The sequence below is a fragment of the Bifidobacterium sp. ESL0690 genome (assembly GCF_029392315.1).
Classification (GTDB): Bacteria; Actinomycetota; Actinomycetes; order Actinomycetales; family Bifidobacteriaceae; genus Bifidobacterium.
Genome location: NZ_CP113939.1, coordinates 385473 through 406124, shown reverse-complemented (window position 1 = coordinate 406124; position 20652 = coordinate 385473). Strand labels below are relative to the sequence as shown.

The 20652-nt window shown below is 57.3% G+C and carries 13 protein-coding genes; 6 read left to right on the top strand and 7 right to left on the bottom strand.

Annotated elements, in window-relative coordinates:
• Positions 1-8: 8 nt before the first annotated feature.
• The gene (locus OZX62_RS01460) at positions 9-1718 is read right to left on the bottom strand and encodes an iron ABC transporter permease (RefSeq protein WP_277176279.1); all 1710 of its coding nucleotides are present in this window, start codon (positions 1716-1718) and stop codon (positions 9-11) included.
• A gap of 43 nt (positions 1719-1761) precedes the next feature.
• The gene (locus OZX62_RS01455) at positions 1762-2766 is read right to left on the bottom strand and encodes an ABC transporter substrate-binding protein (protein ID WP_277176278.1); all 1005 of its coding nucleotides are present in this window, start codon (positions 2764-2766) and stop codon (positions 1762-1764) included.
• A 440-nt stretch (positions 2767-3206) separates the two neighbouring features.
• Here OZX62_RS01455 and OZX62_RS01450 point away from each other — a divergent pair, with 440 nt between their 5' ends.
• Entirely contained in the window at positions 3207-3776 is a 570-nt protein-coding gene (locus OZX62_RS01450) for a manganese efflux pump MntP family protein (RefSeq protein WP_277176277.1), read from the top strand.
• A gap of 8 nt (positions 3777-3784) precedes the next feature.
• On the opposite strand, the gene OZX62_RS01445 is transcribed toward OZX62_RS01450, so the two are convergent.
• Positions 3785-4816, bottom strand: a complete 1032-nt coding sequence (locus OZX62_RS01445) for a hypothetical protein (protein ID WP_277176276.1) — start codon at positions 4814-4816, stop codon at positions 3785-3787.
• A gap of 316 nt (positions 4817-5132) precedes the next feature.
• Between OZX62_RS01445 and OZX62_RS01440 the strand changes: the two genes are divergently transcribed.
• The 5 genes from OZX62_RS01440 to ppdK all read left to right on the top strand — a co-directional run bounded on the left by OZX62_RS01440 (position 5133) and on the right by ppdK (position 14536).
• A complete protein-coding gene (locus tag OZX62_RS01440) occupies positions 5133-5915 on the top strand; it encodes a response regulator transcription factor (protein WP_277176275.1) in 783 nt (260 codons plus the stop codon).
• 331 nt (positions 5916-6246) lie between these two features.
• On the top strand, positions 6247-6915 hold the full coding sequence (gene nth / locus OZX62_RS01435) for an endonuclease III (RefSeq protein ID WP_277176274.1): 669 nt from the start codon (positions 6247-6249) through the stop codon (positions 6913-6915).
• Between the two features lie 119 nt (positions 6916-7034).
• Entirely contained in the window at positions 7035-8528 is a 1494-nt protein-coding gene (locus OZX62_RS01430) for an ABC transporter substrate-binding protein (protein ID WP_277176273.1), read from the top strand.
• A 134-nt stretch (positions 8529-8662) separates the two neighbouring features.
• Positions 8663-11413 carry a valine--tRNA ligase gene (valS, locus tag OZX62_RS01425; RefSeq protein WP_277176272.1) on the top strand — a complete coding sequence of 917 codons (2751 nt, stop codon included), beginning with the start codon at positions 8663-8665 and terminating at the stop codon, positions 11411-11413.
• A 477-nt stretch (positions 11414-11890) separates the two neighbouring features.
• Positions 11891-14536 (top strand): pyruvate, phosphate dikinase, encoded by a 2646-nt coding sequence (ppdK, locus tag OZX62_RS01420; protein WP_277176271.1) that lies wholly within the window; start codon positions 11891-11893, stop codon positions 14534-14536.
• A gap of 138 nt (positions 14537-14674) precedes the next feature.
• On the opposite strand, the gene OZX62_RS01415 is transcribed toward ppdK, so the two are convergent.
• From OZX62_RS01415 to OZX62_RS01400, 4 genes are all read right to left on the bottom strand, one after another.
• Positions 14675-15697: a hypothetical protein gene (locus tag OZX62_RS01415; protein WP_277176270.1), complete on the bottom strand. Its 1023-nt coding sequence runs from the start codon at positions 15695-15697 to the stop codon at positions 14675-14677.
• Between the two features lie 85 nt (positions 15698-15782).
• Positions 15783-16136 carry a chorismate mutase gene (locus tag OZX62_RS01410; protein WP_277176988.1) on the bottom strand — a complete coding sequence of 118 codons (354 nt, stop codon included), beginning with the start codon at positions 16134-16136 and terminating at the stop codon, positions 15783-15785.
• A 228-nt stretch (positions 16137-16364) separates the two neighbouring features.
• On the bottom strand, positions 16365-18425 hold the full coding sequence (gene rho / locus OZX62_RS01405; RefSeq protein ID WP_277176269.1) for a transcription termination factor Rho: 2061 nt from the start codon (positions 18423-18425) through the stop codon (positions 16365-16367).
• A 434-nt stretch (positions 18426-18859) separates the two neighbouring features.
• Positions 18860-20533, bottom strand: coding sequence for an NAD(P)/FAD-dependent oxidoreductase (locus OZX62_RS01400; RefSeq protein ID WP_277176268.1), 1674 nt, complete (start codon positions 20531-20533; stop codon positions 18860-18862).
• Positions 20534-20652 lie beyond the last annotated feature (119 nt).

Sequence of the window (20652 nt, the reverse complement as noted above, 5' to 3'; positions counted from 1 at the left end):
TGTAGATTTCATCCCTTTGAACGATTGAGTTGGCGAAGCAGGAGGTTCGAAATGCCCAGAATGATGAGCACCAGAACGATCAGCAAGCTCGAATAAGCGAATGCATTGCCGAATCGACCTGCATCGACCTCATCCAGAATCTGGGAGGTCATGACCTTGGTCTGCGGTGTGGTGATGAAGATGATCGCGGTGATCGTCGTCATCGATTTGGTAATCGCGTAAGTCACCGCGGTGACCACGGCCGACGACATCAATGGCAAAGTCACCTTGCGAACCGTCGTCAACGGGCTTGCGCCCAGAGATACAGCCGCTTCCTCTACTTCAGGATTGATCTGCTTGAATGCCGCGATGAAGGACTGCTGACCAGTAGGATCGCCACGGGCAATGAAGACCATGACAATGGCAATCGCGCCTCCGCCTACTGCCAATCCACCTGCGAGAGGCGGAATGATGTCCACCCCGAAAACGGTGACGGGCTGCGAATAGACCAGTGCAAAGCCCAAGCCGAGCACGGTGCCGGGAACGGCCACGCCAAGCATGCCCCACAGATCAAGCACTCCGCCGAAACGAGGCAGATGGCGAACCACAAGCCACGCGATGGCCAGCGCCAGAAGCGCAGCCAACGGGGCAGCAGCGAGCGTCATCAGCAATGTGGTGGCGACAGCGTCAGAACCCAACCGTTGAATGAACTCGAAATGATCCCAAGTCCAGGTGTTGTCGACGCCGAGAATCTTGACGAATCCACCAACCAACAGCGTCAGGTAGATAGTCGCGACCAACAGCAGCCACAGCAACGAGATAATCAACATCGGAGCCACCACGCTCGGCGACTTGATCGGCTTGATGGCACCCGTCGGTTTACCAGTGACGGTAACGACGGATTTCTTGTCGGTCCAGTACTTCTGAATCAGGAAGACCGTGAGTGCCGGCAGCAAAAGCACCAAGGAGATGCCGGCGGCTGTGGCTACATCGCCGGAACCGGCGACTGCGAAGTAAATCTGGCTGGCAAGCACGCGGTAATCACCGCCGATGACCAACGGGTTGGCCAAATCGGCGATGCCCTCAACGAAGAGCACCAAGAACGACGAAAGCATCGCAGGCAGCACCATTGGAATGGTCACATGGATCAACGTGTGCCACGGCGAAGAGCCCAAGCTGGAAGCCGCCTCGAACAGGGACGGATCAAGATTCTCGAACATACCCTTGATATTGAGGTAGGCTACAGGCGTGAAGGTCATGGTAAGCACCATCAACAGGCCTGGCAGGCCGTAGATGTTGGTTTCAAGATGCAACAGGCCGTTGGTGATTATTCCCCTCTTGCCGAATAGAGTGATGATGGCCGTCGCCGCCGCGAACGGTGGCGAAATCGTAGGCAGCAAAGTCACCCAATGCAGGACCTTTTTACCTGGGAACTTGACGAACGTCTGCACCCAGGCGCACACGAAACCGATGAACGTACCAAGCAGGCCCACCAACAAACCCAACACGATGCTATGCACGAACGTATCAATGTCTGTCGTGAACGATTGCTTGATGGCGACGCGGCCCTGGGCGCTGAACCCGGCTTGAAAAAGCTTGAATACCGGCAAACCAAGCAGGAATACCAGCGCAACAATGACGATCACGAGAACAATCCATACGGAGAGACTCTTGCGAGGCCCGCGACGCCGTCCTTTATTCTTGTTTTTTGAAATCGAAACCGAGGAAGTCGAACTCATTCTATCTCCTCATCAGCATTGGCAAACTTCAAATGAACAACGATCACTTGGCATCCTTGGAGGAGGATACTTCGCTCTCGAAGGCCTTGATGAAGGCGTCACGGGAGTCAGCGGCCTTGCGCATATCCCACTTGACCTTCTTGACCTTGTCCTGGTTGGGAACGTTCTTGCCGATGGTCGCCTTCGGATTGGTCGGAGCGGCGAACGAAGGAACACCGGCATAAAGGTTCTGAGCCTTGGTGCCAAGGATCCAGTCGGTGAATTTTTTGGCATTGGCCTTGTTGTGACCATTCTTCAGGACGGAGACGGCACCGACCTCATAGCCGGTTCCCTCCTTCGGATAGCTGGTGACCAAATCGTTGTATCCAGCCTGGATGGCCTTCTCGCAATCCGAATCCAAAGCGATAGCGACAGTGACCTCGCCACGTCCGGCCTGCTCGGTGCCGGTCGCTGCGGACTTCGAATACTGCATCACGTTCGGGTTAAGCTGCTTGAAGTAATTAACGGACTGCTGCTCGTCACCGTTATGCAATACTGCCTGCGTATACATGGCCATGTAGCCGACACCAGCCGTTGCGGGGTGCGGCATGCCGACGCTCTTCTTGAGCGCTGGGCTAAGCAAATCGTTCCATGAAGTAGGAGCCTTCAGGTTTTTCTTCTTAAGCTCGGATTTGCTGGAGCAGAATGCGATCGAATCGGTATAGAAGCCGGTCCAGGAACCAGTGGTGTCCTTATAGCTTGCAGGATAATTCGACGCGGCGGAGGACTTATAGTTTTCAATCCAGCCCTTGTCTTGTGCCAGCAGATGGTTCTCGGCCTGGCCACCGGCCCATACGTCGAACTCACCGGGATTGGTAGCAAGCCTGGCCAGCACCTCGCCTGCGCCGAGGCGAACATACGTTGTTTTGATGCCGGTTTCCTTGGAGAATGCACGGGTCATCGCCTGGCAGAAATCTTCCTGTTGAGAGCACGCGATGGAAACGCTGCCAGTGTTGCCTTTCGCACTGCTCGATGAACTACTACCACAAGCCGCCATCGGAACAAGCATGGCAACGCCTGAAATCCCCGCGATTAGGCGGAGAGCTAATTTATAATTACTCATCTTTGAGCCTTTCAGCTAGTATGATTGCGCTTTCATGATTAAATATATACCTAAAACATTATTTTGTCAAAGAAACATGTTTTTATTTTTTATGTACGCGCTTTCATCTCGAACTGAAATAGTCAAAACCAGATTTCTTAAGATATTCTCTAAAGCCGAAACGAGAGCGCTATACTGTAACGGTAATTGTGGCATGCGAACGGTATTCACATCGGGAATTCAAAGCCGGAACAGTAAGGAGTTGCCGGCAGTTCTCAATGCCGAAACACAAGGCGTAGGCGGGCAACCGTCGAGGCCCATCCGTGTGCGACATGCGTCGGTAGCGAGTTTTCGTTACCGTTTTCCCGCATAGCTGCGGATGAACACGAAAGTGCAAACGCAGGCTTATGATCGTCGAAATTCTGCTTATTGCGGTGTCCGTTTCCATGGACGCCTTCGCCATCGCCATCGGCAAGGGACTGGCCACCAAACATGTCAGGCCGGTCAACGCCATCAAAACCGCACTCTGGTTCGGCGGGTTCCAGGCGCTCTTCCCGATTCTGGGTTATTTCTTCGCCTCATTGTTCGGGCGTTACGTTGAAGCCGTCGATCATTGGATCATTTTCGGTCTGCTGGCACTTATCGGCGGCAACATGATTCGCGAGGCGTTCGGCGAACCCGAGGAAGACGCCAAAGAGACCGCCCAATTCGACTGGCGTCACATGGCCCCGCTGACCGTCGCGTGCAGCATCGACGCCTTCGCCGTGGGTGTGAGTTTCCAGTTCATGCCACTCAACATCTGGGGCGCGGCCGCCATCATCGGCGTCATCACAGGAGCTTTCTCCATCGCTGGCCTCTACCTCGGCCATACCATTGGCGTGCGTTGGCAGCAAACCGCCCAGATCATCGGCGGCATCGTGCTCATCCTCATCGGTCTGAAAACCCTGCTGGAGCACCTCGGCATCATCGCCTGGTAATCACCAAATCACCCGACGAAAACAAGCAGCGCAACCAATACCAGAAACACAACGAAACCTGCGAACATCAGCGGGATAAGAGCGATTGCGGCGCAAGACTGACGTTTACGGTCACGGTTGCCGTGATATAAGGACGAAAGGGGCATGCCGGCAGCGGCGTAATCCTTGAACCAGCGGGTCGACGCCCAAGACAATCCGGCCAACACAGCAACGGCTGCAACCACAACAATCGCTACAATCCAAGGCTTCCTCGCGCCCAAACTCCCAGCACCGAAATAGCGGAACAACAACGGCGAGAATACCCAACCTGAAACTCCCGCCAGCGCGACGTCAAGCAACAGGCTGTGCGACAGGGAAAGTACCATATTGGTGCGCTCACGCCGCAACATCTGATGCAAAAATCCCAAAATGACGAACGCGGTCAGCACGACCAGCAGAACGACGGCCCATACCGTATACACATGCATCAGAACAGACGCAGGCACGGTGCCGAATCCTGCAAATTGGGGCGCCGTGCGCTGTCCAGCCGCCTGATCGTTACGCGGCAGGGAGTTCATCAGCAGCGATCCCGTGCCGAAAATCATGACAATCCCACCGACAACCCCGACAATCGCGTCGACAAAGCTGCTATACAAGGGCCACATTCTCATGACCACAAGCATCAAAACCAGCGGAATTGCGCCGGAAAAGCCAAACCCAAGTCGCCGATCGAAGAGGCAAGACACAGTCACCACAACAGCGATGAGAACGTAGATGGCAACCTGCAGCATCACCATCTGCTTTGCGCAACCGCCCCCGTCCACCGGTGAGGCAGGCATGGCAGGCAGTGCTGGAGCAGGGGCAGCAGACTCGCGATCGGCGTCGACAACAGCTGCATAGGAACGTTTCTCGGCCGATGCCGAAGCACCTTCGATGCGCGCCTCAGGGTCATTCGTCGATTCCATAGCCTTTACCGTTCCTGTTCTCGTCGTTCCTGTTTCTCCGCGCGAGTCCACGACGCCCGCAGCATTTTCATTGTCGCCATTCGCCGCAGCAGTCATACGTAGCCCCGTTCCGTCTCACGTCACTCGCTTTTCATGCCATTTTACGCACGAAAATTCCGTCATTCAAAACCTTGTTGTCTAACTGTTTACCCAGCTTCAAAACCGTGGAAACTCCGGCGTAACACTGCCGACACAATCAAGGTTTTCTATAAGAAATATGGTAGCTGCCAGTGTCCACAACCAGCAGGTACAATAGAGACAATCGAATAAACCCCAATGACGTCGCGCATACGGCGGCGAGCTATGCGTAGGTTTAGCCGGAAGCGGCAACACCTGCCAAATACAAGGGGTCGCGATTGGGAGGGAGGGCTCAATGACCGATTTGACATTGATGACGATGGCCCCCAACCCTGCCAGCGTGCTGCCAAGTCTGGCCCTGCTTTCCTACCGCGTGCGCGTGCTGCCGATGGATGCCGCAAGCCTTGTGAAACTTCCCGAAAGCACCATTCTTTTCCTTGACGCGCGTGACGATCTCGCCAACGCCAAGACGCTGTGCAATTTGATTCACGCATCTGGTCTTTCGATTCCGATTATTCCCATCATTACCGAAGGCGGTTTCACAGCCATCAACATCCAATGGGGTGTGGCCGATGTCGTGGTGAGCAACGCCTCCCCCGCCGAGGTGGAAGGCCGGCTGCGGCTGGTCTGCGAGCGCGGCAAGGCCGCTCCGACCATGTCCCGCACGTCCGTGGAACAGGATAATTACCGCGATGACGGGCAGATTCGTTCCGGCGATCTGGTGGTGGACACTAAGGGCTATACGGCAACGCTCAACGGCGAACCGGTCAACCTGGCCTACAAGGAATTCGAGCTCCTGAAGTACCTCGTCCAGCATCCGCACCGCGTCTTCACCCGCGCCCAGCTCTTGCAGGAAGTGTGGGGCTACGACTATTACGGCGGCACGCGCACCGTCGACGTTCACGTGCGTCGTCTGCGCGCCAAGCTCGGCGGCGAGTACGAGCATATGATCGGCACCGTGCGCAACGTTGGCTATCGTTTCGATCCGCCGGATGACGATGGAAATGACGGCAACAACGACGGTAATCACGATGCCTCTGACGACAATGCCGATACCAGCAATACTGACAATCTCTAAGTCATCGCCAAAGATACACTATCCAGCAACAGCAACCCGAGATGTCAGATAACGTTGAGACAACATCACGGCCCCGACCATAATTTTTCAATGAAGCTGTCATTTTTGTCAGCACTCACTAAAACAGAATTTTACGATTCGTCTCGTGCGCTGCCAAATACAATTTCCCATCGAATCTGCCGAAGTCGAAATCGTTATACCGCTAACCGCGCAAACAACGCAAAACGCGTGACGAAAGGCAAACCCGTGCCTATAGTGGGCAGAAAGATTCGCCTCGTTTTCGATAACGCGGCAGTAACCCAAATAAACAAATAATAAGGAGCGAAAGCCGATGCCCAGGGAAACCAAAGCGCAACGTAGCGAGCGCATTCACGCCGAATATGACGTGCTGTGCAACATGTTTCCCGAGGCGATGTGCACACTCGATTACGAAACGCCGTTCCACCTGCTCGTCGCCACCGTGCTGAGCGCGCAGACCACGGACGTGCGGGTCAACAGTGTCACGCCCGAGCTGTTCCGCGACTACGGCACGCCCGAAACGCTGGCGGTGGCCGACCCGGAGCGCATCGAGGACATTATCCATCCGCTAGGCTTCTATCACACGAAATCAGCCCATATCATCGAACTCGCCGCGCAGATCGTCCGCGATTTCGACGGCGTGGTGCCGCAGACTATGGAAGAACTCACCACGCTTTCCGGCGTCGGCCGCAAAACCGCGAACGTCGTTTTGGGCGACGCGTTCGGCGTTCCCGGCTTCCCCGTCGACACCCACGTCATCCGCGTGACTGGTCGCCTGCGCTGGCGCACGGATTGGCGCAACAAGCATCCAGATCCGGTTAAGGTCGAAAAGGAAATCACACAATATTTCGAGCCGCAGGAATGGTCGAACCTCTCCCACCGTCTCATTCTCTTCGGACGCAGCGTGTGCACCGCACGCAACCCCGACTGCGAATCCTGCCTGTTGAACGACACGTGCCCCTCCGCATTCCATCCTCTCTGATTCCTCTTTCCGCCCGAATTCCTTGTATTTCAAAGCTTTCCGCGTTTTCAGGAATCATTCAGCACCAGATAGTAAACTTTTGAGACATGTCACGGCATAAGCAGCAAACGGGCGGACCAATGAGGGGTCTCGTCTTCCTCGGTGCTGCTGTCGTGCTCTTCGCCCTCGTAGGCGCCGGCTGGGCTCATTTCGGCCACCGCGCCGGCGACGCCACCCTGCTTCATTCCGGTTCGGAAGTCACCGTGGGCCTGGACGCCAACGCCCCGCAATCCCTTGATATTCGTACAGTTCAAGGCAAGGAACTCGACCAGGCGCTCATCGGCAATGTCTACGAAACCCTCGTCGGCCGCGACCAGAACAACAAGCTTGTTCCGTCCATTGCCAAAAGCTGGGACGTTTCCAAAGACGGCCTCAACTATACGTTCACGCTTAATCCTGACATGCGTTTCGCCAACGGTGACGCGCTCGATTCCACCGATGTGGTCTATTCGCTGCAACAGGTCATCAATAAAAACTACGTCGGCGCCGAAGACCTGACCGGCCTCAAATCCGTCAAAAACCCTGATACCTCAACGGTGCAGATAAGCCTTGCTTCGCCCAACCCGAGGTTGCTTCGCGCACTTTCCTCACGTGCCGGAATCGTCTATGACTCGGCGTCAAACGTCAACTACGCCAAACAAGCCGGCGGCAGCGGACCCTTTACCATTCACAGTTTCGACCCCGGTAATTCCATTGTTTTTACGCGCAACCCGCTGTATTGGAAGCAGCAGGCGGCCAGCTCGCAGATGACCCTTCGCTATTTCGATTCCGCGGATGCGCTCAACAAAGCGATGAAAGGCGGCGAAATCCAGCTTGCCGTGCTGAGCCCTTCGGACTCTCCGAAAGCCTTCCAAAACAACAAAAAATACGACGTTTCCAAAGGATTGACGACCTCGAAAGTGGTGCTTGCGCTCAACAACAATCCCGATTCGATCTTTTCCGACGTCCGTGCCCGCATGGCCGTGCGCTATACGCTTGACAACCAGGCGATAGTCAAAAGCCAACCCAACGCCGCCGCCACACTGAACGGACCGATCAGCCCGCTCGAACCCGGCTACGATGACCTTTCCGCGAATTTCCCGCACAACGCCGACGAAGGCAGAAACGATTTCAACTACTTCGGCCCGGATTATATCGGTGATGTCACGTTCCTGGTGCCCACCGAATACACTTCGCTGGGCAAACAAATCGTCAACCAATTCCAAGGCACGCGACTCAATGTGGTGATGCAGGTGGTCGACGACGACACGCTTGCACGACGCATTGCCAACGGCGATTACAAAATGGCCATCACCACCATGCAGGGCTCCGACGATGTGGGAGCGTTCGCCAATGGCACCTTCGGCTACCAGAACAGCGAGGCACAGCAGGATTACCGCAACGCCCTCGCCTCGTCCAACGACATCGATTACCAGCAGAACCTCCGCTCCTACGCCAAAACGGTCAGTTCCGACGCCGCGAGCGCCTGGCTTTACACCGAAAGCAGCATGGTGGCGGCGGACAACAAGGTCACCGGCTACCCGCGCAACATGACCGACGAACTGCTCCCGCTGCGCGATGTGAGGACGAAGTAGCCAGCCGAAACCACATACGAGCCCCTGTCTTGAATAGCCCGACGCCACGCGCGAACCACGGACTTGAACAGCCCACGTTCACATGCCAACCGGCGCGGCGCCTATGTCACCATTCCTTTCTAAAATTGGACGTTATGACTGATCAGGACAATAGCATTATCAATGCAAGCCTTTCGCCCCTTCCCGACAGGGTCGGCGTCGACGGCTTGGAAGACAAATGGCGCGCCGAATGGGACAACGACGGCACCTATAATTTCGACATTCCGCGCGACGGCAACGGCGAGCCCGACCGCAAGGCCGTCTATTCCATCGACACCCCGCCGCCCACCGTTTCGGGCAGCCTGCACGTGGGCCACGTTTTCTCCTACACCCACACCGACGTCATCGCCCGCTACGAGCGTATGAAGGGCAAGCATGTCTTCTACCCGATGGGCTGGGACGACAACGGCCTGCCCACCGAGCGCCGAGTGCAGAACTATTACGGCGTGCGCGTCGACACATCGCTGAAGTATGATCCTGATTTCAAGCCGCCGTTCGAGGGCACGCAGGGCAAGAAGCTCGAGGCCCGCGACCAGGTGCCGATCAGCCGCAAGAACTTCGTGGAGCTGTGCGAGAAGCTCACTGCACAGGACGAGAAGCAGTTCGAGGCGCTATGGCGTTCGTTGGGCACGTCCATCGATTGGCGTCAGACTTACCATACCATCGGCGAGCATCCGCAGCGTGTGGCGCAGAAGGCGTTCCTGCGCAATCTCGCGCGTGGCGAGGCCTATCAGAAGGATGCGCCGAGCCTTTGGGATGTCACCTTCCAGACCGCAGTGGCCCAGGCCGAGCTGGAAAGCCGCGAATATGACGGCTTCTACCACCGCGTCGCCTTCCGCTTCGAAGACGGCACACCGATTTACATCGAGACCACCCGCCCGGAGCTTTTGGCCGCCTGCGGTGCGCTCATCGCCAATCCTGACGACGAACGTTACAAGAAGTACTTCGGCCAGTACGTCTATTCCCCACTGTTTAAGGTGAAGGTGCCGATTCTCGCGCACCCCGCCGCCGAAATGGACAAGGGCGCCGGCATCGCGATGTGCTGCACTTTCGGCGACCAGACCGATATCGAATGGTGGCGTGACCTGAACCTTCCGCTACGCCCGATCATCCAGCGCAACGGCCGCATCATCATGAGCGTGCCGGATTGGATCGAAGACGAGGGCGGCAAGAAGATCTTCGAGGAGACCGAAGGCAAAACCACCTTCACGGCCCGCAAGATCATCGTCGAGCACCTGCGTGAATCCGGCGACCTCGACGGCGAGCCGAAGCCCACCAAGCGTATGACGAACTTCTACGAGAAGGGCGACAAGCCGCTCGAAATCGTCACCTCCCGCCAGTGGTACCTGAAGAACGGCGGCACCGACATGAAGCTGCGTGCCGAACTTTTGGAGCGTGGCAAGGAACTTCAGTTCCACCCAGATTTCATGCGCGTGCGCTACGAGAACTGGGTCAATGGCCTGAACGGCGACTGGCTCATCTCTCGCCAGCGCTTCTTCGGTGTCCCGTTCCCGCTGTGGTACCCGGTGAAGGCCGACGGCGAAGCGGATTACGATCACCCGATCACCCCGCGTGAGGACCAGCTGCCGATCGATCCGACCAACGATGTGCCGGACGGATTCAGCGAGGACCAGCGCGACGTGCCCGGCGGTTTCACGGCCGAAAAGGACATCATGGACACGTGGGCCACCTCGTCGCTGACCCCGCAGATCGTCACCCACTGGGAGGAGCCGGACCAGGAAAGCAAGGATCTCTTCAAGGCCACCTTCCCGATGGACCTGCGCCCGCAGGGTCAGGACATCATCCGCACCTGGCTGTTCACCACTATGGACCGCGCGCACCTCGAGAATCATTGCCTGCCGTGGGCGCACACCGCGCTTTCCGGCTGGATCCTCGACCCCGACCACAAGAAGATGTCGAAGTCCAAAGGCAACGTGGTCGTCCCCAAGGAGCCGATTGACAAGTACGGCGCTGATGCGGTGCGCTACTGGGCCGCTTCCGCCAAGCTCGGCCTTGACGCGACCTACGACGAAGGGCAGATGAAGATTGGCCGCCGTCTGGCGATCAAGCTGCTGAACGCCACCAAGTTCGCGCTGGCCATCGGCCGTGAGGACGACAACCATCACGTCGGCGATGCCGCGACCGCTTCTTGGAACCCGGTCGATGTCACCGAGCCGCTGGACCGCGCGGTGATGGCTCGTTTGGCTTCCGTGATTCGCGAGGCCACCACTTCGATGGATTCTTACGAGCATTCCAAGGCGCTCGAGATTATCGAGACGTTCTTCTGGCAGTTCTGCGACGACTATATCGAACTGGTGAAGAACCGTGCTTACGGCACGGCCGATTCCACCGGGAAGACGCCGTCCGAGGCTGCGGTGAAGTCCGCTCGCACGACTCTGGGCTTGGGCCTTGAGGCATTCGCGCGTCTCTTCGCGCCGTACATGCCGTTCGCCACCGAAGAGGTCTGGCACTGGATGCACGCAGGCGAGGGCTCCGTGCACACCGCCAACTGGCCGAAGGCCGAGCCTTACGAAGCCGCTGCAGGTGACGCCGATCCGGACATGCTCGTCTGGGCGGGCAAGGCGCTGGCCGAGCTTCGCGGTTTGAAGTCGCAGGCCAAAGTCTCCATGAAGACCCCGATTCTGAAGGCCACATTAAACGTGCCCGAAGCAGGCAAGAAGGCTGTCGACGAAAGCCTTATCGATATCGCCGAAGCCGGAAAGGTCACCGGTCCGCTTACGGTCGCCGTCGACGATTCAGCCGACATTCCCAACAACGAAATCGTGGTGAAGGTCAGCGACGCCGAACTCGGTGAGCCGCCAGCCAAGAAGCCAAAGAAGAAGTAATCTTCTGATCTTCGGTTTAAAAAGGGCCTGATACGCTTGATAAAGCATGTCAAGCCCTTTTCGTATCTCATTCTGTCTGTGTATCTGCTCTGCACATCCGTTTTGCGCATCTGTTCCGCGTATCTGCTTTACTTATCTATTCCGCGTATCTTCTCTGTACACCCGTTTGGGTATCTGTACCGGGTATTGTTTTGCGTATTTGTAAAACACATATTTCAGTACTTTTAGCGACCAAAATACGCGAAATTCTCATATCCTAATTTTGCATCAATCGTTTCTATATGTTTTTATTTTGCGATGCACCCACAGAAACGTGAGAAACCCGACAAAATGCCCCTAAAACGTCAATCGATTTGACAACGCTCATTTTCCGACTATTTTAAATTAAACGCTGCAAAATCGTCATCACATCACCGGTTTCGTATTCACCATGTGGCAGCCGTCCGAAATTTGCCATATCCAATGAGGGAAAGATAGATGCACAGTAGCACACAATACGTATACCAATTCTCGGAAGGCGACGCCTCGATGCGCGACCTGCTGGGCGGCAAAGGAGCCGGCGTGGCCGAAATGACCAAGCTGGGGATGCCGGTGCCGGAAGGCTTTACCATCACCACCGAAGCCTGCCGAAGCTATATGAAAAATCCGGACGGCATCGACGCAGAAATCCGCCAACCGGTGCTCGACGCCTTGGCGGAACTTGAGCAGCGTACCGGCAAAGCGCTGGGTGACCCCAACAACCCGCTGCTGGTTTCAGTACGTTCCGGCGCGCAGGTTTCGATGCCCGGCATGATGGACACTATTCTCAACTTGGGTCTCAACCGAGACGTGGTCGAGACGCTGGCCGAGAAGTCCGGCAACGAGCGCTGGGCTTGGGATTCCTACCGCCGCTTCATCCAGATGTATGGCAACGTGGTCATGGGCATCAACGAGGACATCTTCGAGCATCGCATCGACGAGCGCAAGGCCGAACGTGGCGTGGAATCGGACGTCGACCTCGACGCGGAAGACATGCAATGGCTCGCCGACCGCTTCCTCGAGGACTACCGGCAAGCCAAGGGCGAAAGCTTCCCCACCGAACCGACCACCCAGCTGTTCGAGGCCATCAAGGCCGTCTTCCGTTCCTGGAACAACCCGCGCGCCGTCTATTTCAGGCAGATGAACAACATCCCCGACGATTGGGGCACCGCCGTCACGGTGCAGCGCATGGTTTTCGGCAACCTTTCCGAAGATTCCGGCACCGGCGTGGCCTTCTCACGTAACCCGGTCAACGGCGAAAAGGGACTGTTCGGCGAATACCTGATGAACGCGCAAGGCGAGGACGTCGTTTCCGGTGTGCGCACCCCCGAGCCCATCGAGACGCTGAAAACCCGCAACCCGACGCTTTATGAGACCTTCGACCAGATCGTGCACAAGCTCGAGCTGCACTATCGCGACATGCAGGACATGGAGTTCACCATCGAGGACGGCCACCTCTTCATGCTCCAGACCCGCAACGGCAAACGCACCCCGCAGGCCGCCTTCCAAATCGCCAGCGACCTGGTCGACGAGGGCGTGTTGACTCAGGAGGACGCCGTCTGTTCGATTGACCCGACCTTTATCACTGCCATGCTGCACCCTCGTTTCACCGACGAGGCGCTGAAAAACGGCACTGTACTGGGCACCGGTTTGGCGGCATCGCCGGGAGCAGCGGCGGGTCGAGCCGTCTTCTCCTCCGACGACGCCGAGGCTTGGTCTTCTCGTGGTGAGCATGTCATTCTCATCCGACGCGACACCACGCCGGAAGACATCGTGGGCATGCACCACGCCGAAGGCATCATGACCGCTCGCGGCGGCATGACCAGCCATGCTGCTGTGGTGGCCCGCGGCATCGGCAAATGCTGCGTTTCCGGAGTTTCAGCGTTGCAATTCGGCGATGACGGAAGCTGCACTATTGGCGATCATCAGCTCAACGAAGGCGACTGGATCTCGCTCGACGGAGGCGCCGGAACCGTCTACGAGGGCAAGCTCGAAACCGAACCGGCGTCCATGACCGGCGCGTTCGGCCGCGTGATGTCGTGGGCCGACCGCTTCCGCAGGCTCGAGGTGCGGGCCAACGCCGACACTCCCGAGGACGCACGTCGTTCGCGCGAGCTGGGTGCCGAGGGCATCGGCCTGTGCCGTACCGAGCACATGTTCTTCCGCCCGGAACGCATCGACGCCATCAGGCGGATGATCGTGGCCCGCGACGAGGACGAACGCCAGGCCGCGCTCGACGTGCTGTTGCCGATGCAACGCGAAGACTTCAAGGCGATGTACGAGGCGATGGAGGGCGAACCGATGACGGTGCGTCTTATCGATCCGCCGCTGCACGAGTTCCTGCCCAAGACCCCGGAGGCCGTCTCTGCGCTGGCCGAAGCGACCGGCCAAAGCGTCGAGGACATCAACCGCGCCACCGCCGAGCTCACCGAAGTCAACCCGATGCTCGGCCATCGCGGGTGCCGCCTTGCGGTGACCTACCCCTCGATCGCCCGCATGCAGACCAGGGCCGTGCTCGAGGCCGCCGTGGAGGTCAAGCACGAGCACCCCGATTGGACGGTGGCCCCGGAAATCATGATTCCTCTGGTCAGCGAATCGGCCGAATTCGAGTATGTGAAGTCAATCGTCGAAAGCACGGCCAAGGAAGTCATTGCCAGTTCCGGCATTCCGCTCTACTGCTCGGTGGGCACGATGATCGAGACGCCGCGCGCCGCACTGACCGCCGGCGACATCGCCGCCGGAGCCGAATTCTTCTCCTTCGGCACCAACGATCTGACGCAGATGACCTTCGGCCTGAGCCGTGACGACGCCGGTTCGTTCCTGCAGGATTACTACGACAAGGGCCTCTTGAGGGAAGACCCGTTCTCGCACTTGGACCGCAAGGGCGTGGGCAGACTCATCAAGATGGCCGTCGAATCCGGCCGGCGCGTGCGCCCGAACCTGCACGTCGGCATCTGCGGCGAGCACGGCGGCGACCCGGAATCCATCGAGTTCTGCGAAGGCGTGGGGCTGGATTACGTTTCGTGCTCCACCTACCGCGTACCCGTGGCCCGTCTCGCCGCCGCGCAAGCCACGTTGGGACGCCACGCGCCTGAACGCAGGTAGCTATCACAAACCAATAAAACAAAGGGCGAACGCTCTCCAAGACGATGATGGCCTCCGGCTGGCAATATACCAGTCCGGAGGCCATCAGCATCCCTGTTACTTGATTACTTATTTTTACTTATTTTTACTTATTTTTATTCACTTCTGATGCTTGCCGTGTTTGCCAAGATTCAGTCTTTTCAGCTCGGGAACATCGGCCAACGGGTCATCGTGATTACGAGCGCCGGCATTCCTGTCATTGCCATCCCAACCTTCGCCGGCGTTTGATGAATGAGTTGAGCCGGTTACGTCCGTTGCTCCCATTACCTCCATGGCGTCTGTGTCATCTGTCGCATCCGCTGCGTTCGTTGCACCATCGGTTTCGATATTGGATTCGGTCTCCGCAGCAGCATCACTTCCCGACAATCCCTCCGCCGTAGGGGATTCGTTCAGCGGTCCGGTTTCACCCAAAACCCCGGCATCCTCGTCGGCAACCGCATCAATATCAATACCGACTTCGCCGTGGTCGTCAATACCACCATCATCGATATCATCATTGATATTGTTGTCAACATCGCCGTCGTCAACATCGTCGACGTCATCCAACGCGTCGGGATCGGCGTATTCCTTGGCATCCTCAAACGCCACGGCACCAGGCGAGTCCGGCCCGTCCTTGCGATCGGCCTTCGCCTCGCGTTCTTCCTCTCGTGCCGCGATATCCTGCAACGTACGGGCGAAACGCATCACCTGCTCGTCGGTGAAGCTGGCCAGCTTCTCTTTGGTCATCACCGAACGCATGACCATGCGGATGTGCTTAACGTCGAACGCCGGCCCCTTCTCGCGCTTCGACTTTTTCTTCTTGCCGTAAATCTTCAGGCCGTGCTTGCCCTGATGGGCGTGCACGTACGGCGTCCACTTGTGGCCAGTCTGGGAGGCGTCGAGCAGTGTGGCGAGCCGCGCAATCAGAATCGCACTCTGCATACTTGAAAGCCCATGCCACGAGCACATCAGATACCACGAAACGGAATGTTCCAGCGTTCCCCCAAGGAACTCGTCGTATTCGTCCATCGCCAGCTGCATCAGAAACAGCCGGTCTTCAAGCCGCTTTTCCGGGGTATCCAGATTGTCGACCACCCTGAACTTTTTCCTGACTGCAAGCTTCTTGCCGTGCTTCTTGCTCATCCCAGCCTCCTTGCCACCAGATGCTAAAACACATTATAAAGCAATACTATCATTCGCAGCAGGTTTGGTTCTTCGCATATATCTTTCACGCATAGATATCGAGCACACCCGGGTCACCGCCGGCTTCGGCGATGCGCTGGTGGCGCCTTTTGGCTTCGGTGACCACGAATTCGCGGTAGTTTTCCTCAATACTCGGGTCGAGACCGGCGCTGACGGCGACCTCCTTAAGCCGCTCAGCCTGCCGGTTTTCGCGTGCGCGATCCTCCGGGGCGAACCCGGCCTGCGCCTTCAAGACACCGACTTCAGCGGTGTATTTAAACCGTTCCGCGAGCAAGGAAACGATAGCCGTATCCACGTTATCGATGGATTGGCGCAACTGCTTGATACGCTCGACGGCTGCTGCGGTCTGCGGGTTGGCCCGCTCCTGCGCATCGTCGATAGTGGTATCGCGCCAGCCGTGGGTTTGCGAAGCGTTGTCCACAGCATGGTTGGCTTGCACAGCACTGTCGGGTTGTATAGCCCGATTAGTTTCGGTTGCATCGTTGGTGGCGGAAGCGTCCTTGGTTTTAGCGGCGTCATTGGTCTCGGAAAAATCAGTCATGTACTCACCATACGACAAGAGCCCCACCATTGAGTAGGGCTCTTAAACAAATCCGCAAACAGAAAATCAGTTGTTCATATTGGCGTTCTGCTTGATGATGGCTTGCAGGAAGTCGCGATTCGTCGCCGTCTTCTTGAGGCGCGGAACGATGGTCTGATAAGCCTTTTCAGGCTCCATGCCGCCGAGCAGGCGACGCAGGCTGTAAATAACCGCCAGCTCGTCCTTCGGGGTGATGAGCTCCTCACGGCGGGTGCCGGAGGCGTTGATATCAATGGCCGGGAAGAGGCGCTTGTTGGCCAAATCACGCGAAAGGCGCAGCTCCATGTTGCCGGTGCCCTTGAATTCCTCGAAGATGACCTCGTCCATCTTGGAACCGGTTTCCACCAGCGCCGAAGAGATGATGGTCAACGAGCCGCCGTTTTCAATGTTGCGGGCCGCACCGAAGAACTTCTTGGGCGGGTAAAGCGCCTGAGCGTCGACACCACCGGAAAGCACACGGCCGGAAGCCGGGGCGGCGATGTTGTAGGCGCGAGCCAGGCGGGTCATGGAATCGAGCAGCACCACCACGTCCTGGCCAAGCTCCACCAAGCGCTTGGCGCGTTCGATGGCGAGTTCGGCGACGGTGGTGTGGTCGGAAGCCGGGCGGTCGAAGGTCGAGGAAATGACCTCGCCCTGCACGGTACGCTCCATGTCGGTGACTTCCTCGGGGCGTTCGTCCACAAGCACCACCATGAGGTGTACCTCGGGGTTGTTCGCGGTAATCGCGTTGGCGATATTCTGCAAAGTGATGGTCTTGCCGGCCTTCGGCGGGGAAACGATCAGGCCACGCTGGCCCTTGCCAATCGGCGCCACGAGGTCAATCAGACGACCGATAATGTTGCCGGGCGTGGTCTCCTGCTTGAGCCTTTCCTGCGGATAAAGCGGGGTGAGCTTGGAGAACTGCGCGCGGTTGGCCGCGTCCTCGACGCTCATGCCGTTGATGGTCTCAATGGACTGCAGCGGCACGAACTTCTGACGCTGGTTGCGACGTTCGCCTTCGCGCGGCTCGCGGATGAAGCCCTGCACGCCATCGCCCTTACGCAGGCCGTACTTGCGAATCTGGCCCATGGAAACGTAGACGTCGTTCGGCCCCGGCAGATAGCCGGAAGTGCGAATGAAGGCATAGGAATCGAGCACGTCGACGATACCGGCGACGGGAACCAACCCCTCTTTGGAATCGTTGCCACGACGGTCACGCACATCGTCTTCGTTCACCGAGTCGTTGTTGTAACGTTCGCCGCGCTCGTTGCGATTATCGCGATCCTTGTAGTCGTAATTATTGTTGCGATCGCGCCCGCGCATCCTGCGCTGATGACGCTCGTTGCCGCGTTCCTCGCGGTTGTAACGATCGTTACGACGCGTATGGCGGGTGAACTCGCGACGGGGCTCTTCCTCTTTGCCGTCGTTGGAGCTATCCTCGTCATTGCCAACGACGGGCAATGTGGCGAGAATATCGTCCAGATCGCGGACTTCGTTGGAAGCGGTATCGTGGCGGGACTGCTGCTCTGCACGATAGTTGCGACGACGGGTGTGTTCCTCGCCGCCCTCTTCCATTTCACGTTCACCACGGCGGTGCGCGACGAACGACCTGTTCCGGCGGTGCAACGGCTCATCGTCGTCAAAAAGCCTTGGCTCTTGCTGGCCACGTTCTTCCTGGTTTTCCTGCTTTTGCGAACGCTTGGCGTTCATACTGGCAGAGGAATGACGAATGGCATTGGCCGGAGCCTTTTCGTGCTTTTCAGCATCGGCCGACATGCCATTGCCGGATTTGCGCGAGTCAGCGGGTTCCTTGCCTTCGCCGCTTGCCGATTGGCTGGCATGTTTGGTTGCGGAGCCCTGCTTTTGCGCAGTTTTGGACTCATTGGACATATCGTTATCGTCGCTGCTCTTTTTCGGGGCAGCTTTAGGAGCGGCCTTTGGCGCACGAACCGTGACACCGCTGGGCGCTTGACCGCCTGTTCTCGCGGCTTGAAGGGTGGCGAGCAATTCCGGCTTACGCATCGTTGACGTACCGCGAAGTCCCATCTGCTTGGCGAGCGTCTTCAGCTCAGGCAGCTTCATATCCTCAATATTCTGGCTAGTTGCCACTATAATGTTGCCTTTCCTTGACTTCCTACGGCAATGCCCGGAAGCTTAATGAAAAAGATGCGGCATCTTTAAAAACCGCGTATGAATATTCGACACCAACGTGTGGTTTTCGAACTTTCTTTAGCGTACAACCGTGCCATGACCTTCGCAACCCGGTGTGGCGAAAAAGAAACCCCGCTCGTTATCGGAGTTCCACCCGCGTTTGTCAGACTCTTGCTGCTGGTGAACTGCATATAACTGGCCACTAAAGTCCGTTTCTCGGCAATAACATGTTTTGATGCTGGAAAACCGCACGTGGCTGGGCAGCAGATGCGGTTTACCAGCAGCAAGATGTATAAAACACATTCCAAGACGCAACAATGGAAATGTAAAAGGCGAACGCGCCGAGTGGAGCGTTCGCCATGTATGAGATAAAGGCCTAAACCGATTATCGGTTACTTTTCTTCGTGGTAAGACTTTTCGGTGTTCACAGACCAGACGTTCTTCTTGTCGGCACGGCCGGACTTGATGTTGCCGACGGCTTCCATCGCACTGGCCATCGAATGGTCCTGGTTGTTGTAGCGGTGCTGGCCGTTGCGCCCAACACAATAGAGATTGCCGAAGGAATCAAGATAATCGATGAGCTGCGGCATCTCGTCGTAAGTGTCGAAGTAGGCGGGATAAGCCTTCTTGACATGCTCACGGTGCGAATCCAGAACGTCCTCGGGGCCGTTGATCACGCGCATGCGGGTCAGTTCCTTGATGGCGAACGCGGTGGCTTCCTCGTCGGAAAGATTCCAGAAGTCGTCGCCTTCCTCGCAGAAGTACTCGAGACCGACCCAAACCGTATTGTCAACATCCTTGACGAGGTACGGGCTCCAGTTGTTGAAGATCTGCACACGGCCGACTTTGTAGCCCGGGTCCTGCACGTAGATCCAGCAATCCGGAACGATCGGCGGGTTGCCGAGCGTCTTCATATCCGTCGTGTTCTTGAGCCTCAGGTGCTTGACCAAAAGGCCAACGGTGACGAAATCGCGGTACGGCAGGCCGTTGGCGATGCGCTTCATATCCGCGGGCACATCTTCAGAAGTCGTGGCGACTTCCTTGGAAGCGGACTTATCGGTGCTATCGGCAGGCTTTCCGGTTTCATCCTCTTTCGCGGCCTTGTCGATGGCATTGACCAAATCCTTGACGGGCATGGAGGAGATGAACTGATCGCCGCCGAGCTCGACGCGCTTGCCGTCGGCGTCCAGATAGACGACCGAAGCGATGCTGCCGTCGTCCTTCTGGCGCAACTCGACCACGTTTGCGTCCGTCAAGACCTTGCCGCCGTTGTCGACAACCTGGCCCTCGACAATCTCCCAGAGCTGGCCCGGGCCGAGCTTCGGATACCAGAACTCCTCGATCAGCGAAGTCTCGACGTCCTTGGAATCCCGCTTCTTCGGCATCATCTTCTGGATGGCGTTTTTGAGCACGGAAATGACGCTCAAGCCACGTACGCGCTGAGCGCCCCAATCCGCCGAAATCTGCGACGGGGTACGGCCCCACACCTTCGTGGTATAGCCCTCGAAGAACATCGAATAGAGCTGACGGCCGAAACGGTTGATATAGAAATTCTCCAAGTTGTCCTCGGGCAGCTTGTGAATCATCGACCAAAGGTAGCTGAACCCGGCCTTCAACGTCAGCTTCAGGCCCAGCGCTTTGAACAGGCCCGGGGAAAGCGAAATAGGATAGTCCAGGAAGTGCTGGTTCCAGAAAATACGAGAGACACGATGACGCTTCAGCATCACGACATCCGTCTTCTCCGGATCAGGACCGCCGGGCTCGAGGTCGTGGTGACGGCCGAGCTTCTTGTCATCATAGGAAGGCGCACCCTGCAGCGGCATGATGTTCTTCCACCAGTCCATCACACGGTCATCCTTGGAGAAGAAGCGATGCCCCCCGATATCCATGCGGTTGCCATTATGCTTCACCGTGCGGCTGATGCCACCAAACTCGCGCGTCGCCTCCAAGACGGTTACGTCATACTTGCTGGCACCGCCGTCCTTCAACAGCTCCCAAGCCGCGGTAAGGCCCGCAGGGCCTCCCCCGATAATCACTACAGACTTTTTATCCGCATCCTCAGCCACAACTGCCTCCCGAAAAATACATACCTTTGAAGCCGATACGCCCCATTACACAAATCATCCCTAGCCTACACGACAGCGCAAACCAGACCAATGAATGCCTCACAACATACACGAACATT

Excerpts from the sequence above, each read along its gene's own strand:
- OZX62_RS01460 (WP_277176279.1), bottom strand. The coding sequence starts at position 1,718 with ATGAGTTCGACTTCCTCGGTTTCGATTTCAAAAAACAAGAATAAAGGA.
- OZX62_RS01455 (WP_277176278.1), bottom strand. The coding sequence starts at position 2,766 with ATGCTTGTTCCGATGGCGGCTTGTGGTAGTAGTTCATCGAGCAGTGCG.
- OZX62_RS01450 (WP_277176277.1), top strand. The coding sequence starts at position 3,207 with ATGATCGTCGAAATTCTGCTTATTGCGGTGTCCGTTTCCATGGACGCC.
- OZX62_RS01445 (WP_277176276.1), bottom strand. The coding sequence starts at position 4,816 with ATGACTGCTGCGGCGAATGGCGACAATGAAAATGCTGCGGGCGTCGTG.
- OZX62_RS01440 (WP_277176275.1), top strand. The coding sequence starts at position 5,133 with ATGACCGATTTGACATTGATGACGATGGCCCCCAACCCTGCCAGCGTG.
- nth (WP_277176274.1), top strand. The coding sequence starts at position 6,247 with ATGCCCAGGGAAACCAAAGCGCAACGTAGCGAGCGCATTCACGCCGAA.
- OZX62_RS01430 (WP_277176273.1), top strand. The coding sequence starts at position 7,035 with ATGAGGGGTCTCGTCTTCCTCGGTGCTGCTGTCGTGCTCTTCGCCCTC.
- valS (WP_277176272.1), top strand. The coding sequence starts at position 8,663 with ATGACTGATCAGGACAATAGCATTATCAATGCAAGCCTTTCGCCCCTT.
- ppdK (WP_277176271.1), top strand. The coding sequence starts at position 11,891 with ATGCACAGTAGCACACAATACGTATACCAATTCTCGGAAGGCGACGCC.
- OZX62_RS01415 (WP_277176270.1), bottom strand. The coding sequence starts at position 15,697 with ATGAGCAAGAAGCACGGCAAGAAGCTTGCAGTCAGGAAAAAGTTCAGG.